Origin of the sequence: Vibrio misgurnus (assembly GCF_029635775.1) — a bacterium.
GTDB classification, from domain to species: Bacteria; Pseudomonadota; Gammaproteobacteria; order Enterobacterales; family Vibrionaceae; genus Vibrio; species Vibrio chanodichtyis.
The window spans coordinates 1621841-1635942 of sequence record NZ_CP113241.1 but is presented as its reverse complement, the minus strand read 5'-3'; the positions used below and the strand labels follow the sequence as shown (position 1 = coordinate 1635942).

Here is a 14102-nt window from a genome sequence, read left to right as displayed (position 1 = left end):
CAATGAGTTATCTGGCTTTAGCACGCAAATGGCGTCCGACACGCTTTAACGAAGTGGTTGGGCAAGCCCATGTTTTAACCGCTTTAGAGAACGCACTGGCGCAAAATCGTTTGCACCATGCGTATCTGTTTAGTGGTACGCGAGGTGTGGGTAAGACCACGATTGGTCGCCTATTTGCGAAAGGACTCAACTGCGAGACCGGTATCACTGCGACACCATGTGGCCAGTGCGCCACTTGCCAAGAGATTGATCAGGGTCGCTTTGTTGATCTGTTAGAGATTGATGCGGCATCGCGTACCAAAGTGGAAGATACGCGTGAACTGCTTGATAACGTGCAGTACAAACCAGCGCGTGGCCGCTTCAAGGTTTACCTGATCGACGAAGTGCATATGCTGTCACGCCACAGTTTTAATGCCCTGCTGAAAACACTCGAAGAGCCGCCGGAGTACGTAAAGTTTTTGCTGGCGACCACAGATCCGCAAAAATTGCCGGTCACCATTTTATCCCGCTGCTTACAGTTTCATCTAAAGCCAATCAGCGTGGAAAAGATTCAGCAGCAACTGGATAAAGTGTTGCAAGCGGAGCAGATCACCAGCGACAGCAAAGCGCTCAATCTGTTAGCTCATGCTGCGGATGGTAGTATGCGCGACGCTTTGAGTCTCACTGACCAAGCGATTGCACTGGGCAATGGACAGGTGAAAAGTGACTTAGTGGCGCACATGCTCGGTACGTTAGATACCGATCACGCGCTGCATCTACTGCAAGCCATCAGCCAACAAACTGCGCAGTTGGTGATGGAGTGTATTGAAACGCTGGCGCAAAATGGCGTGGAATGGGATGGCCTGTTGCAGCAACTGGCGAACCAATTGCATCGGATTGCGATGTACCAAGCTTTGCCTGCCACGTTAGATAAATCCCTGCCTGAAGTCGCGCGGATTGAATCGCTGGCCAAAGCGTTAACGCCACAAGATGTGCAGCTCTACTACCAAATTGCGTTAAAAGGGCGGCAAGATCTGCCGCTCGCTCCGAGCGCGCGGATTGGGATTGAAATGCTGCTGCTGCGTATGCTGGCGTTTCGTCCATCGAATGTCTCTTTGGCGAGCGTGATTATGCCTCCCAATACGCCAGTGGTGGCTTCAACGGTCGCTGCGCCTCAAATGCCCACGCCTGCACCGCAAGCAGCATCGGTTGTGCAGCCTAGCGTGGTACAACCAGCATCACAAACGATGCCGCATTCTGTGGCACCGCCGATGGCTGCTGAATCTGTGCTGGAAAGAGCCGCTCAGCGCGAAGAGCCGCAACCCTCGATACACAGCACACCAGACTCTGTGGTCACCCATACCGATACGCCAACTCCAGCGAGCATGCCCGCTTTAGCTGGGCTGCGCCATCAGCTGCGCTCTAAGCGTCAAGAGGTACAAAATAAAGGGTCAGATGCAAAAAAGTCTGATGCGGCATCCGCACCTCCCGCTTCCGCGCTAGAGCGTATCGCGCTGCGCGCGCAGCAAGTGCCGGTGTCGCCCCCCGATAGTGATGACGATGAGTTGGAGCCGGAAGAGGAAATCTATCAATGGCGTCCGATGCAGCCAGTCGATGTGGTGGTGAAAAGCGAGGTCACCCCTACGCAACTGAAAAAAGCGTTAGAGTATGAGAAAACGCCAGCCATGGCGGCCAAGTTGATTGAAGAAGCCGTGGCGCAAGATGCTTGGTCTGCCCTGATCCAGCAGCTAGCTACCGCCAAATTGGTCGAGCAGTTGGCACTCAATTCAGCGTTTAGCCGTCAAGGCGATCAGATAGCCCTGACCCTGCGTCCTAGCCATGCGCATTTGCAGCATGACAAAGCGCAGCAAGAGTTAGAGCAGGCGTTGCATCAAGTGCTTGGTGAAGCTTGCCATTTGCACATCTCAATTGGCGACAGTGGCGAAACGCCGCTTGAACTGCGTGAGCGGCTCTATCTCAATAAGCGCAGCGCAGCGCTGCACAGCTTACAAACCGATCCTCATGTCCAATTTATTGAGCGCCGTTTTAATGCGCAGTTGGATAGTGATAGCGTACAACCCATTTAACCGGGGTTGAAACCCAAGTGTCTCACCCCCACTTTATGTAAAACATTTAACCATAACCAGAGAGATAAACATGTTTGGTAAAGGCGGAATGGGCAACCTGATGAAGCAAGCCCAACAAATGCAAGAACGTATGCAAAAGCTGCAAGAAGAGATTGCGAACATGGAAGTGACCGGTGAATCCGGTGCTGGTCTTGTTAAAGTGACTGTCACTGGTAGTCACAATGTACGCCGGGTTAACATCGATGAAAGTCTAATGGAAGACGATAAAGAGATGTTGGAAGATTTGATTGCGGCGGCATTTAATGACGCGGCTCGTCGTATCGAAGAGACACAAAAAGAGAAAATGGCCTCGGTGACTGGTGGAATGCAATTGCCACCGGGCATGAAAATGCCATTCTGATCTGAGCGAACTTGATGCGTACCAGTCATATGCTGGAACATTTGATGGAAACCTTGCGTTGCTTGCCGGGCGTTGGCCCTAAATCGGCACAGCGCATGGCGTTTCATCTATTACAGCGCGATCGTAAAGGCGGCTTACAACTGGCTGAGGCACTCAGTCAGGCGATGGTGGAAATTGGCCATTGTCAGGAGTGCCGCACCTTTACTGAGCAGGATGTTTGTCATATCTGCAGCAATCCTAAGCGTAAAGAAAATGGTCAGTTATGTGTGGTGGAAAGTCCGGCGGATATTGCTGCGCTTGAGGCCACCGGTCAGTTTTCTGGGCGCTATTTTGTGTTGATGGGTCATCTGTCGCCACTGGATGGGATTGGGCCGAGCGATATCGGCCTCGATACACTCGATTATCGCTTACAACGCAGCGACATCAGTGAAGTGATCTTAGCTACCAATCCAACCGTGGAAGGTGAAGCGACGGCGCAATATATTTCCCAATTGTGTCGTGAGCACCAAGTGACGGCCAGCCGTATTGCTCATGGTGTCCCTGTGGGCGGTGAGCTGGAGTTGGTGGATGGCACGACCTTATCGCACTCGCTATTAGGTCGGCATAAACTGTGTTAACTCAGCCTCAGCAATTCTAATGCCGCTCAATGAGCGGCATTGTTTTATCTGGTGGTGAATACGGTCAATACGGCAAATTGCCTTGCCTTAGCGAGTGTTACCCTTCCTACTTGAAGCTGCAGCGGTGTTGGCGACGTTCGTTCACCCCAATCACATAGCCTGTCTATGCTCATGGGGACTCACTCACTTGCCGCCTACCTGCAACGCCAAGTTGTTTGGGTAACTTTTCAAGTTAATTGCTCAAGCTCGGTTAAATTGGCGAGGGCTTGCTGATTAGTTTTGCCACAAACGACAGGGCAGGCTTTGAAATCGTGGCACACTTTTGGGCGCTCAGGGCGGCCAAATAGCTTGCACAAATTATGCTCATTGAGCTGAATGCAGCGCACCCCAGCTGGTTTGCCGTGTGGCATGCCGGGGATCGGGGAGGAAATACTCGGTGCGATACAACACGCTCCGCAGCCTAATCGACAATCCATCATGCTCTCTTTACACGGGGAAAAATGGGCGGCCATCCTAACAGAAAGCCTCGTTGGATGCACTGACTTGCTCTTTTGTTGCACTTTGGCAGCGCAAAGAGTATAAATCGAGCCCCAATCGATTAAGCGTAAGACACTGCAATGAGTACACCCTTCTGGCACAGCAAAACTTTAGACCAAATGACCGAAACGGAATGGGAATCGCTGTGCGATGGTTGTGGCAAATGCTGCCTGCACAAACTCATGGATGAAGATACCGATGAAATCTACTACACCAATGTGGCGTGTAGCTGGCTCAATAGCGAAACCTGCTCTTGTAAAGATTACCCTAATCGTTTTAGCTCTGGCGAAGAGTGTTTAAAACTGACTCGTGACAAAATTGCCGAATTTATCTGGTTGCCTGAGACTTGTGCTTACCGGTTGTTGGGCAGTGGTCAAACGCTACCTAAGTGGCACCCGCTGTTAACCGGATCGAAAGATGCGATGCATGCTGCGGATGAAAGTGTACGCGGGAAAGTGGTGTATGAAGTGGATGTGATTGATTGGGAAGATCATATTGTGCTGATGAGCCGCGATTAAGCGCTTTCCTCATCGATAGTGATGTTAGAGAACCCAAAACGCCTTGCTACTTGCAAGGCGTTGGTCTTCCTGCGCAAGCCAAAACTAAAGCGCGTTATTTCTTGGGTTGCGCATCAATACATTGACCATGCACCGCGCGCCCTTCAGGAGCCATTAAGTACAGATAGAGCGGCATAATATCGAGCGGAGTTTTTAACTGCTCAGCATCCTCTGCAGGGTAGGCTTTGGCACGCATCGCGGTACGGGTTCCCCCTGGATTAATCGCGTTAACGCGAATGGTCGTTTCGCTCAGTTCATCGGCCAAAATCTGCATCATACCTTCGGTGGCGAATTTTGAAATGGCGTAGCTGCCCCAGTAAGCGCGTCCACTATGTCCGACCGTTGAGCTGGTAAACACAATCCGAGCATCGCTGGATTGATGCAGCAGTGGCAGTAACGCTTGGGTCATCAGCAACTGTGCTTTGACGTTGACTTGCATCACTTGATCAAAACAGGCTTCACTAATTTGTTCAAATGGGTCTAACGTGCCGAGCAACCCCGCATTGTGTAGCACACCATCTAAACGGCCAAACTGATCGGCAATGCTGTCGGCCATATCCAAATAGTTTTGTTTGCTGGCGCCTTGCATGTCCAAAGGCATTATCACTGGGGTGGGATATCCGGCCGCTTCAATCGCATCATAAGTCTGTGCGAGCTTTTCAACATTACGGCCGAGTAGGATCACCGTCGCCCCATGTGCGGCAAAACTTAATGCCGCTTGTTTGCCGATGCCATCGCTGGCTCCGGTGACTAAAATCACTTTCTCTTTCAAAGCGTCGGTTGAAACTGAATAATTCACGTCTTATTCCTTATTATTTTTTAGCTCTTCCGGCTGGCAAACACGGGTTAGCGCGGGTCAAAAATCCAAGCTTAGTCGACTCGGAAGAGGATTTGCTTTAAGTCTGCGTGACAAGGTGGTTACAATACACCAATTCGTATTCAAGAAGGATGAATCACTTGGCGTTTTTATTAGAATATGGTCTGTTTTTGGCCAAGATAGTGACGGTGTTAGTCGGATTGGTGGCGCTGCTCGTGATCGTAAAATCACTCGGCGCACGCAGTGCTGCGGGCAAAGGTGAGTTGGAAATCACCGATCTAACTGAGCAATATAAACACACGGTTGAGCATTTAGAAGCTTATCTGCATGACGAAGCATTTTTAAAAGCGCGCGATAAAGCGGATAAGAAAAAAGAGAAAGCGGAGCAGAAAAGTCGTGAAAAATCGCTTAAGCAAGCGGCTAAACAAGGCGATCTAGCGAGCAAACGTGACTCGCATCTGTTTGTGCTGGATTTTCATGGCAGCATTGATGCCAAAGAAGTGGCTTCACTGCGTGAAGAGGTGAGCGCGATCTTAGCGGTTGCCCAAAGTGGCGATGAAGTGCTGCTGCGCTTGGAAACCGGTGGCGGTATGGTGCATGGTTACGGCTTGGCATCATCACAATTGGATCGCATTAAAGCGGCTGGCTTACCACTGACCATTGCGGTGGATAAAGTGGCGGCCAGTGGCGGTTATATGATGGCCTGTATCGCAGATAAAATTGTCAGTGCGCCATTTGCGATTGTCGGCTCGATTGGGGTGGTGGCTCAGTTGCCAAACTTCCATAAGCTACTGAAAAAAAATGATATCGAATTTGAGCAACTGACTGCGGGCGAATACAAACGCACCCTAACCATGTTTGGTGAAAACACCGATAAAGCGCGGGATAAATTCAAACAAGAGTTAGAAGAAACGCATCAACTGTTTAAAGACTTTATTGCCGAGCGCCGTCCAGCGCTGGATCTTAATCAAGTCGCGACGGGTGAGCACTGGTTTGGCACTCAAGCCAAAGCGTTGGGATTAGTCGATGACATTCAAACGTCGGATGATTTGATCAGTGCCGCGTGCAAAACCAAAAAGGTATTGCAACTGCATTATGTGCAGAAGAAAAAGCTGGCCGATAAATTAGCCGGTGTGGCAGGGGAGGCGGCTGACAACGTGCTACTCAAACTGATCAGCCGAGGTCAACGTCCCCTAGTATAACGACCATTGGTATAACGACCCTTGATATAACGACCCTTGATATAACGACCCTTGATATAGTGGTCATTATGGAGTGATTTCTAGCCAGCGCTCTCACCAATCCAACGCGCTTAGCGTGAATTCTAAGCGCGTTTTTGTATTTGGTCAGTGAGGTTGTTTAATCTAAGCAGCCAGTGGCGGAGAAAGTCTCTAATTTGTGCAGGTACTCGCTCAAATCGCCAATATTGTGTTTGACCCACTCTGGGTTGTAATAGGTATCCAGATAGCGTTCACCGCTATCGCATAACAGAGTGACAATCGAGCCTTGCTCGCCACGCCGCTTCATTTCACACGCCAGTTGTAGAGCGCCATACAGATTGGTGCCGGTTGAGGCTCCAGCCTTACGGCCAAGAATGTTCTCCAACCAATAAATGGTGGCAATGCTGGCTGCATCGGCGACTTGGCGCATCTCATCCACCACATCAGCAATAAAGCTCGGCTCAACTCTTGGGCGGCCAATCCCCTCAATTTTGCTGCCACACTCACCAGTCAAGTCAGGATTGCGAGTGCGGTAGTAGTCATAAAACACCGAGTTTTGTGGGTCAACTACGCACAGTTTGGTGTTGTGCTGTTGGTAGCGAATAAAGCGTCCGATGGTGGCCGAAGTGCCGCCAGTCCCTGGGCTCATCACAATCCAACTCGGCACTGGGTGTTGCTCTAACTGCATCTGGCTGAAAATACTGTCCGCGATGTTGCTGTTGCCGCGCCAATCGGTGGCGCGTTCAGCATAAGTGAACTGATCCATATAGTGGCCTTGCAGCTCTTGGGCGAGGCGGTGAGATTCTGCGTAAATCTGATCCGAGCGATCCACAAGGTGTGCTTTGCCACCATAAAATTGAATTTGTTCGATTTTTTTGCGTGCGGTGCATTTTGGCATCACCGCAATAAAGGGCAGGCCAAGCAGGCGAGCAAAATAGGCTTCGGAAACCGCCGTGCTGCCAGAAGAGGATTCAATAATCGTGGTTTGTGGCCCAATCCAGCCGTTACATAAGGCATACAAAAACAGTGAACGAGCTAAGCGATGTTTGAGTGAACCGGTTGGATGGGTACTTTCATCTTTCAAATAGATATCGACCCCGGCGACGCAAGGCAGATCAAGTTTGATTAAATGGGTATCGGCCGAGCGTTGATAGTCGGCTTCTATTTTGCGGATCGCACTATTGATCCACTGATGGTCAGTACACATAGCAAAGTTTCCTGATTGAGTTACCGATCTAGTGTAACCAGTCATCCTGAGAAAAACTTTGCCATTTTTGCTGTGTTTTTGTAGTTTTGGAGAAAAATTTTCTCTCTACATCGAGGTTACTATGTTACTGGATCAGGTTGATCGGCAAATCTTGGCAATTTTGCAAAAAGATTGCACCATATCGCTCAATGAGTTAGCCCAGACGGTGAACTTAACCACGACACCTTGTTGGAAACGTTTAAAAAAAATGCAAGAGAGTGGGGTGATCCGTGAGCGCGTGGCACTGCTGGATGCGCAAGCGCTTGATCTTGCGTTTACCGCTTTTGTGATGGTGACGACCAATAACCATTCTCACGCATGGTATTGCCGCTTTGTCAGTGTGGTGGAAGAGTTTCCCGAGGTGATGGAGTTTTATCGTATGGCCGGTGAATACGACTATATGATGAAGGTGTTGGTCAAAGATATGGCCTGTTTTGACCAGTTTTATAAAAAACTGGTCAATAGCATTGAGGGATTGAACAAAGTGACCTCCACCTTTGCGATGGAGTCACTCAAATACACCACTCAATTACCGTTATAAACGGCGTGTTTTAGTTCAAAAAGCGCATCACGCCTTCTTGCACCGCGGTTGCGATCAAATTGCCTTGTCGATCATAGATTTCTCCACGCACTAAGCCGCGGGTATTGCTGGCGGTTGGACTTTCGATCGCATACAGCAACCAATCGTCCATTTTGAATGGGCGATGAAACCAGATCGAGTGATCGATAGTCGCGACTTGGAATTTAGGGGTCAGCAAGGAAACGCCATGCGGATGTAATGCTGTGGTGAGAAAACCCCAATCTGAAGCATAACCGAGTAGGTATTGGTGAATTAATTGATCCTGTGGCAGGTTGCCGTTGGCACGGATCCACAAATACTGCTTGGGTTCAATTTTTTGTGGCTTGAGCGGATTGACCACGGTCACTGGGCGTATTTCAATCGGTTTTTCGCCACACAAGGTTTTTTGCAGTTTTTCTGGTAGGAATTGAGCAATCTGCGCGGCTAATTCGGTTTCAGAGGCAAAGTTTTCCGGTCCTGCGACTTCCGGCATGCTTTTTTGATGCTCAAATCCCGGCGCTTCCCCATGATAAGAGGCGGTTAAGTAGAAAATTGGCCGCCCATTTTGAATCGCTTTTACTCGGCGGGTACTAAAACTTTTACCATCGCGCAGGTTTTCTACATCGTAAATGATCGGTTTTTCAGGATCGCCCGGATACAAGAAATAGCTGTGGAAAGAGTGCACAGTACGGTCTGGTTCCACCGTGTAGCGAGCGGCAGAGAGTGCTTGGCCGATCACTTGACCACCGTACACTTGCGGCAACCCTATGTGCTCACTCGCGCCGCGATATAATCCCTCTTCTAGCTTTTCTAATTGCAGCAGCTTTAGCAGCTCATCTAACGGTTTACTCATGAGTTACGATCCTTTTCGTCTATTTCGCTGATCTTGGGATGCGAGTCAGATATTTGTCAATAATCTCGTGCTGCCATGACACAAATATCGCCATGGCATATAATTTGCTGGTTTGCCAATTCCGATATTTTTCCAGTGTAGTGAGGCTTTATGCAAAAGGTTTTTTTGGTTCTGTTCTCAGTGCTGTTGACGGCGCTGCTCAGTGGATGCCAATTGAGTGAATCCAGTCAGGAGCAAGATAAAATGCAATCCATCACTGGCACAGTCGCTTATCGTGAGCGAATTGCGCTGCCCGATAATGCGTTGGTGACGGTCTACCTACAAGATGTCTCATTGGCCGATGCCCCAGCAATCGTGATTGCCAAGCAAAATTTTATTACCAATGGATCGCAGATACCACTGGCGTTTAATTTGAGCTATGACCGCAGTAAGATTGATCCGAGCCACCGTTACAGTGTCAGTGCGCGAATTGAGCTTGATGGTACGCTACGTTTTATTAGCGATAGTCACTATGCGGTGATCACCGATGCTGATGCGACCAAGCAAGTGAATATGATGCTGGTCGGCGTTCATAGTCAACCGTAAAAGAGTCACTGAGTTGGCCTTATGGCCGAGCGTCATTTAGTCAATCCAAGGACAGCAAAATAGGGCAGCGGTATTGGGGCTGCCCTTGTGGTTTTCACCTGCTTGGTTAAAGTTGCCACTGTGGGTTAAGGTTGCCACTGATAGTGGCGTAACGATATTTTCCCCGTCGGACTCACCTCGACGCCTTCTGCCAATAGATGTTGCTGTTGGCGAACGAAATCCTCTCCTAGCAGTGATATCTTTCCTTGGCTATTGATCACCCGATACCACGGCAGTTGGCTATCGGCTGGTAGTTGACTGAGCGCTTTACCCACCTGACGAGCATAACCCGGATAACCCGCCATTTTGGCCACCGCGCCATAAGTTGATACCTGACCAAATGGAATTTGGTGAATCACGACAAAGATCTGTTGTAAAAATGGGTTCATAATGCAAAAGCCCGTAATGATTTACCAAGGATAGGTATAGGGAGTTGGCATGTTATTGTCTGCCTTACAATTTTTGAGTGCTGCCTTATGTTCAATGGCTGCGGCACATGTGGTGGGAGTGAGTGACGGAGCAATCCCCATCATCGCCTTTTTGATCCCGAGTTTATGGTTAACCTTACGCTTTTCTAGCCTAGTATTGCTGGTCACGCTGGGGGCTTTTGCCGCCACTTTGCCACTGCAACCCGTCGCTTTATCGGTGAGTCAATGGATAGTGATCCCGTTATTGATGGTGGCCTTTTCTGCGCACAGCAATTGGCGAGTGGTCGCGGTATGCGCATTGATGGCCATCACCTTATACGTTGGCATTATGGTAACTCAATCTGCCGGCAAACTGGAAGGTTCACCGCTGATTACGCTAGGGCAATTATTGCTGGTGATGCTGACATGGTGGGTGGCACGCGGCTGGCAACCAAGCCCTTCTCACCATTGGTGGGTGTTAGGCTTGCTTGTGCCGCTGTGGGTTGCGGAGCAATTTGATGCCGTTGCCATCGCTTTGCTGCTTACTGGCATGTTGGCCGCGGGTGAGCAGTTACTCTCTAAATCTGCCTCTATGATCAATTGGAGCAATTTATTGGGGTGGAGCCTACCTTGTGTCAGCTTTGCTACGTTAGTGCTCTCACCGAGTGTCGAGATCCCCAAACCCGTTTTCGTGGTATGGATATCAATCTTAGCGACAGCATGGATAACTGATTATGTGTTGAAAAGCACTGAGCAAGCATCTCAGCCATAGCAAAAGACCAGTAAGTGGTGAAATGCTGCGCGTTTAGGTTGGTGTATCGACCGAAATCAGTATTATCGCTTGCATTGGTTAGGTCGATGTTTAATAATCGCCCCGCTTTGGAGATAATCCAAACTCAAATCGATGGGGGCCCTGGTCCTCCCGCAACACTAGTTCGTGAACCTGGTCAGATCCGGAAGGAAGCAGCCACAGCGGATGACGTGTGTGCCGGGATGTGGCTGGGGCCTCCGCCCATCTTGTCGCTGAAAGCATAAAGTGTCCAATTAAAAGCATAAGCTGTAAGTTTATGAGCTTGCAGAATGATACAGTTGTTCGCACTTTCTCCATTCTGGGGTTCGATTTCTGTTTTCACCTCGAATACCACCTAAATATCAAAAGTTTTACCTCTCAACTTTTTGGTTATTTAAGAGCTGCAACGTACTTTTGCCCCAAAACGTGTTTAGAAGGAATTAAACCATCATGAAATTTAATTGGGCAACAAACCATTGCCCAATTGTAAAATAACCTGTTTCGTGAATTGTTTCTGCTCTAATAAGGAAGTTAGAATAAATTATCGTTCATATTTTCCTGATGCTATACCCGTGATCATTGAAGATGCTTGATTTTCGATAGAATCAGGGTCATGCTACGAACCATGAAAATTACACTGACTCCTCAACAGAAACTGCAACTCGAACAAATGCACGACATTGAACGTGATAGTCGAGTTTGCGACCGTATTAAGGCTGTTTTGCTGGCTTCTGAAGGCTGGAGTCAGACTATGATTTCACAAGCTCTTCGTATTCATGAATCGACCGTTGCTCGTCATCTCAGCGACTACGTTCTTTCTGAAAAACTTAAGCCTGAAAATGGCGGAAGCCAAAGCAAGCTTTCTGCTACTCAAACCATGCACCTAATCGAGCATTTGACTGAGAAAACCTATTCTCATACGCATCAAATTGTCACTTACGTTAAAGAGACATTTGGACTGGATTACACGGTTTCTGGTATGAATAAATGGCTTCACCACAATGGTTTTAGCTACAAGCAACCGAAAGGCGTACCACACAAGTTTGATGAAGCACAACAGCAAGCATTTATAGAGGCTTATGAAGCGTTAAAGGCAAGCTGTGGCAAGGATGAATCGATAGTCTTTATCGACGCAGTTCACCCAACACTATCAACAAAAATATCTCATGGCTGGATACGAACTGGTCAGGATAAAGTGATTGAAACAACGGGTAATCGTAGCCGATTGAACATTATTGGCGCACTGAACTTGTCGGATATTGGAGCAACCATTGTTCACAACTATGAGAGCATTAACAGTGAATCGATTGTTCGCTTTTTCTGTGAGTTAAGAAAGAGTTATCCCTTAGCTCATAAGCTTCATATCATCTTGGATGGTGCGGGATATCACCGCAGTGACTTAGTCAAAGATGCGGCGTTTGTCCTGAATATTGAACTGCATTATCTTCCACCTTACAGTCCAAACCTCAACCCAATCGAGCGGCTATGGAAAGTAATGAATGAGAAGTCGAGGAACAACGTTTACTTCAAAAGAAAACGGGACTTCAAGGCGGCAATAGACCAATTTTTTGCAGTGACTCTTCCAGAGATCGCAGGCTCTTTGACATCTCGAATTAATGATAATTTTCAGGTTCTCAAGCCAGCATCTTCAAGTTGATTCGGTATAGCTCGAACTACCAAATGTTACCCGTAAGAGTATATGAGCGTTACCCCAGCAGCGCTGGGGTTCACCAATATTTCATTATAGATAATTTTCAGTTGCTGAAACTGTATCCTTAATATGGCCAATAATATATGCAATAGCTAGGATTCAAACTGATAAATACTTCTAATCATCTGGTTGTTCCAATTTATGGTTTTCCCATTTTGACTTCATTAGATCCGCCAGTTGTTCATTGCGGAACAACAATGAAGGATGCCCATCGGCTCGTTTTATTATGTAAATCTGTCCATTACCGCGTATCACTTGGTATTCCAAATCGCCGAAAGAAATTGTTCCATTGTCAGCTGAAATGATTTTAATTGTTCCACCAGAAAGCTCCCTCAGAGAAGGTTTTGGCGACCAGTCTGTCGATTTATCATCCAAGTGATGATAAGTATTTAGCTCGATTGAACTGCTGGTCAAGTCGAACTGGTCCACACCGTTCAACGTGTGATCTATGGACTCTGATTCCCTTGGCTTGAGGTAGATCTGAATATCACCATCAACGGAAATAGCCAATGCAAATTCATTCTCCATGAAGATGAAATCATCTTGCATCTCTGATCGACATACTGAGCCATAAGGGTATTCACATTCAACGTTTGGCTCTTTCGACCAAGTCATAAAGAAAGAGTTAGGGTTCAACTTATCAAATGCCAGTGAGAGAGGTATCTCATTTAACTTAACCGCATTGTTGTTGATATCAAACTGCCAGTACGCGACCTCATCACCATTATCTCGGGTACGCCAGAAGTCATTCATACTAAATGAGACATACGTCTGCTTGTCCATAAATTCAGTAAGTGTTGGCGGCATGGAAGATACAGAAGCTACACCTGTATCAGACAGATAGATCACTATGTCATCCAACTCTTTGTCTTGGTTAATAAGTTTATCTATCTCATCGTTAATTGATTTCATGCGGGTCGCAAAATCATCACTGTTTTTATCCATATCCAGTGACGAAACAATACTTCTCGCAAAAAGGTGCGCTGATTTGGCATCTTCTGCTGAGTTTTTCAATGCCACATAGTCATGACTTAGCGTATTGCTATCATAGCCAAGTTCAGCTGCCAACGCTTCCATGGTTTTGTTCTGGGCAAAAGCTATGGTTGTGAAAGGAGATGCCACTGAGCTGGTGCTTTTTGCAAGCAATTCAAAACTCTGCTCAACTGTGCCACCTTTATCGCTATCTCGGGTTTTACCAGCGATGGCTTTCACAATCACATCGAACTCTGCATCAGCGCTCGGAATAGCGATTTGGCCTTTTTCACCACTGAGCTGATCCAGTTTTTCATCCGCATCTGCTTTGCCATTTTGGTTGCGATCAACATATACCTCTGCTCCAATCAAATAGCCGTCGATGGCCGTTAGTGTTTTTGGTGGTAACGGACTAGATTCTTCTGAACCACCACACGCAGAAAGTAAACCTACTATAATGGCTACCGCTACCGTTCGCTTTGGAAATTGCATACCTGTTCCTTATCAGAATAAAAAACTAAACTTATACGAATCCGCCAAACTTGAAATCAGTAAAAAATACTGGGAAGTCCCCCTTCTTTGAATGCAGAACAATCAATCAAACCAAGAATGCACTACACGAAAGGAAAGTAAAAAAGATGTACGAAGACCCGTTTTATTGTTAAGCTGCCGCCGCAGGAAAAGTCTCTGAATTCATGTGCTTTTAGCAATATTGAGAATTTGAAA

General features: G+C 47.7%; 15 protein-coding genes and 1 other RNA gene. 10 read left to right on the top strand and 6 right to left on the bottom strand.

Annotated features, from left to right (window positions below):
* Window positions 1-2 precede the first annotated feature (2 nt).
* The 3 genes from dnaX to recR all read left to right on the top strand — a co-directional run bounded on the left by dnaX (window position 3) and on the right by recR (window position 3083).
* Window positions 3-2066 carry a DNA polymerase III subunit gamma/tau gene (dnaX, locus tag OOK74_RS07575; RefSeq protein ID WP_274721291.1) on the top strand — a complete coding sequence of 688 codons (2064 nt, stop codon included), beginning with the start codon at window positions 3-5 and terminating at the stop codon, window positions 2064-2066.
* A 70-nt stretch (window positions 2067-2136) separates the two neighbouring features.
* A complete protein-coding gene (locus tag OOK74_RS07570; protein WP_274721292.1) occupies window positions 2137-2466 on the top strand; it encodes a YbaB/EbfC family nucleoid-associated protein in 330 nt (109 codons plus the stop codon).
* Between the two features lie 14 nt (window positions 2467-2480).
* On the top strand, window positions 2481-3083 hold the full coding sequence (gene recR, locus OOK74_RS07565) for a recombination mediator RecR (protein ID WP_278182516.1): 603 nt from the start codon (window positions 2481-2483) through the stop codon (window positions 3081-3083).
* A gap of 227 nt (window positions 3084-3310) precedes the next feature.
* Here the strand turns inward: recR and OOK74_RS07560 are convergent, their stop codons facing one another.
* Complete coding sequence (locus OOK74_RS07560; RefSeq protein ID WP_274721294.1) at window positions 3311-3559, bottom strand: YkgJ family cysteine cluster protein; 249 nt, start codon at window positions 3557-3559, stop codon at window positions 3311-3313.
* A 141-nt stretch (window positions 3560-3700) separates the two neighbouring features.
* Here OOK74_RS07560 and OOK74_RS07555 point away from each other — a divergent pair, with 141 nt between their 5' ends.
* Entirely contained in the window at window positions 3701-4138 is a 438-nt protein-coding gene (locus tag OOK74_RS07555) for a YcgN family cysteine cluster protein (RefSeq protein WP_278182515.1), read from the top strand.
* Window positions 4139-4232: 94 nt separating this feature from the next.
* Here OOK74_RS07555 and OOK74_RS07550 read toward each other — a convergent pair whose 3' ends face one another.
* Window positions 4233-4976 (bottom strand): YciK family oxidoreductase, encoded by a 744-nt coding sequence (locus OOK74_RS07550; RefSeq protein WP_278182514.1) that lies wholly within the window; start codon window positions 4974-4976, stop codon window positions 4233-4235.
* A 158-nt stretch (window positions 4977-5134) separates the two neighbouring features.
* Here OOK74_RS07550 and sohB point away from each other — a divergent pair, with 158 nt between their 5' ends.
* Window positions 5135-6196 carry a protease SohB gene (sohB, locus tag OOK74_RS07545; protein WP_277206113.1) on the top strand — a complete coding sequence of 354 codons (1062 nt, stop codon included), beginning with the start codon at window positions 5135-5137 and terminating at the stop codon, window positions 6194-6196.
* 157 nt (window positions 6197-6353) lie between these two features.
* Here the strand turns inward: sohB and OOK74_RS07540 are convergent, their stop codons facing one another.
* Window positions 6354-7421 (bottom strand): PLP-dependent cysteine synthase family protein, encoded by a 1068-nt coding sequence (locus OOK74_RS07540; protein WP_277206111.1) that lies wholly within the window; start codon window positions 7419-7421, stop codon window positions 6354-6356.
* Window positions 7422-7542: 121 nt separating this feature from the next.
* Between OOK74_RS07540 and OOK74_RS07535 the strand changes: the two genes are divergently transcribed.
* A complete protein-coding gene (locus OOK74_RS07535) occupies window positions 7543-8001 on the top strand; it encodes an Lrp/AsnC family transcriptional regulator (RefSeq protein ID WP_278182513.1) in 459 nt (152 codons plus the stop codon).
* 10 nt (window positions 8002-8011) lie between these two features.
* Here the strand turns inward: OOK74_RS07535 and tesB are convergent, their stop codons facing one another.
* Complete coding sequence (gene tesB, locus OOK74_RS07530; RefSeq protein ID WP_278182512.1) at window positions 8012-8872, bottom strand: acyl-CoA thioesterase II; 861 nt, start codon at window positions 8870-8872, stop codon at window positions 8012-8014.
* 150 nt (window positions 8873-9022) lie between these two features.
* Here tesB and OOK74_RS07525 point away from each other — a divergent pair, with 150 nt between their 5' ends.
* Window positions 9023-9457, top strand: coding sequence for a YbaY family lipoprotein (locus tag OOK74_RS07525; protein ID WP_278182511.1), 435 nt, complete (start codon window positions 9023-9025; stop codon window positions 9455-9457).
* A gap of 125 nt (window positions 9458-9582) precedes the next feature.
* Here the strand turns inward: OOK74_RS07525 and OOK74_RS07520 are convergent, their stop codons facing one another.
* Window positions 9583-9885, bottom strand: a complete 303-nt coding sequence (locus OOK74_RS07520; protein WP_274721302.1) for an MGMT family protein — start codon at window positions 9883-9885, stop codon at window positions 9583-9585.
* A gap of 49 nt (window positions 9886-9934) precedes the next feature.
* On the opposite strand from OOK74_RS07520, the gene OOK74_RS07515 reads away from it, so the two are divergent.
* The 3 genes from OOK74_RS07515 (at window position 9935) to OOK74_RS07505 (ending at window position 12350) form a co-directional block, all read left to right on the top strand.
* Complete coding sequence (locus OOK74_RS07515; RefSeq protein WP_277206105.1) at window positions 9935-10675, top strand: VP0952 family biofilm-associated protein; 741 nt, start codon at window positions 9935-9937, stop codon at window positions 10673-10675.
* Window positions 10676-10814: 139 nt separating this feature from the next.
* Window positions 10815-10911: signal recognition particle sRNA small type (gene ffs, locus OOK74_RS07510), an RNA gene on the top strand.
* A gap of 407 nt (window positions 10912-11318) precedes the next feature.
* The gene (locus tag OOK74_RS07505; protein ID WP_001927356.1) at window positions 11319-12350 is read left to right on the top strand and encodes an IS630 family transposase; all 1032 of its coding nucleotides are present in this window, start codon (window positions 11319-11321) and stop codon (window positions 12348-12350) included.
* Between the two features lie 171 nt (window positions 12351-12521).
* Here the strand turns inward: OOK74_RS07505 and OOK74_RS07500 are convergent, their stop codons facing one another.
* Window positions 12522-13868, bottom strand: coding sequence for a hypothetical protein (locus tag OOK74_RS07500; protein ID WP_274721304.1), 1347 nt, complete (start codon window positions 13866-13868; stop codon window positions 12522-12524).
* Window positions 13869-14102 lie beyond the last annotated feature (234 nt).

Bases quoted from the DNA above. Each gene is read 5' to 3' on its own strand.
- OOK74_RS07535 (WP_278182513.1), top strand. From the start codon at position 7,543: ATGTTACTGGATCAGGTTGATCGGCAAATCTTGGCAATTTTGCAAAAA.
- OOK74_RS07560 (WP_274721294.1), bottom strand. From the start codon at position 3,559: ATGGATTGTCGATTAGGCTGCGGAGCGTGTTGTATCGCACCGAGTATT.
- OOK74_RS07570 (WP_274721292.1), top strand. From the start codon at position 2,137: ATGTTTGGTAAAGGCGGAATGGGCAACCTGATGAAGCAAGCCCAACAA.
- OOK74_RS07555 (WP_278182515.1), top strand. From the start codon at position 3,701: ATGAGTACACCCTTCTGGCACAGCAAAACTTTAGACCAAATGACCGAA.
- OOK74_RS07500 (WP_274721304.1), bottom strand. From the start codon at position 13,868: ATGCAATTTCCAAAGCGAACGGTAGCGGTAGCCATTATAGTAGGTTTA.
- OOK74_RS07525 (WP_278182511.1), top strand. From the start codon at position 9,023: ATGCAAAAGGTTTTTTTGGTTCTGTTCTCAGTGCTGTTGACGGCGCTG.
- OOK74_RS07540 (WP_277206111.1), bottom strand. From the start codon at position 7,421: ATGTGTACTGACCATCAGTGGATCAATAGTGCGATCCGCAAAATAGAA.
- recR (WP_278182516.1), top strand. From the start codon at position 2,481: ATGCGTACCAGTCATATGCTGGAACATTTGATGGAAACCTTGCGTTGC.
- dnaX (WP_274721291.1), top strand. From the start codon at position 3: ATGAGTTATCTGGCTTTAGCACGCAAATGGCGTCCGACACGCTTTAAC.
- OOK74_RS07515 (WP_277206105.1), top strand. From the start codon at position 9,935: ATGTTATTGTCTGCCTTACAATTTTTGAGTGCTGCCTTATGTTCAATG.
- OOK74_RS07520 (WP_274721302.1), bottom strand. From the start codon at position 9,885: ATGAACCCATTTTTACAACAGATCTTTGTCGTGATTCACCAAATTCCA.
- tesB (WP_278182512.1), bottom strand. From the start codon at position 8,872: ATGAGTAAACCGTTAGATGAGCTGCTAAAGCTGCTGCAATTAGAAAAG.
- OOK74_RS07505 (WP_001927356.1), top strand. From the start codon at position 11,319: ATGAAAATTACACTGACTCCTCAACAGAAACTGCAACTCGAACAAATG.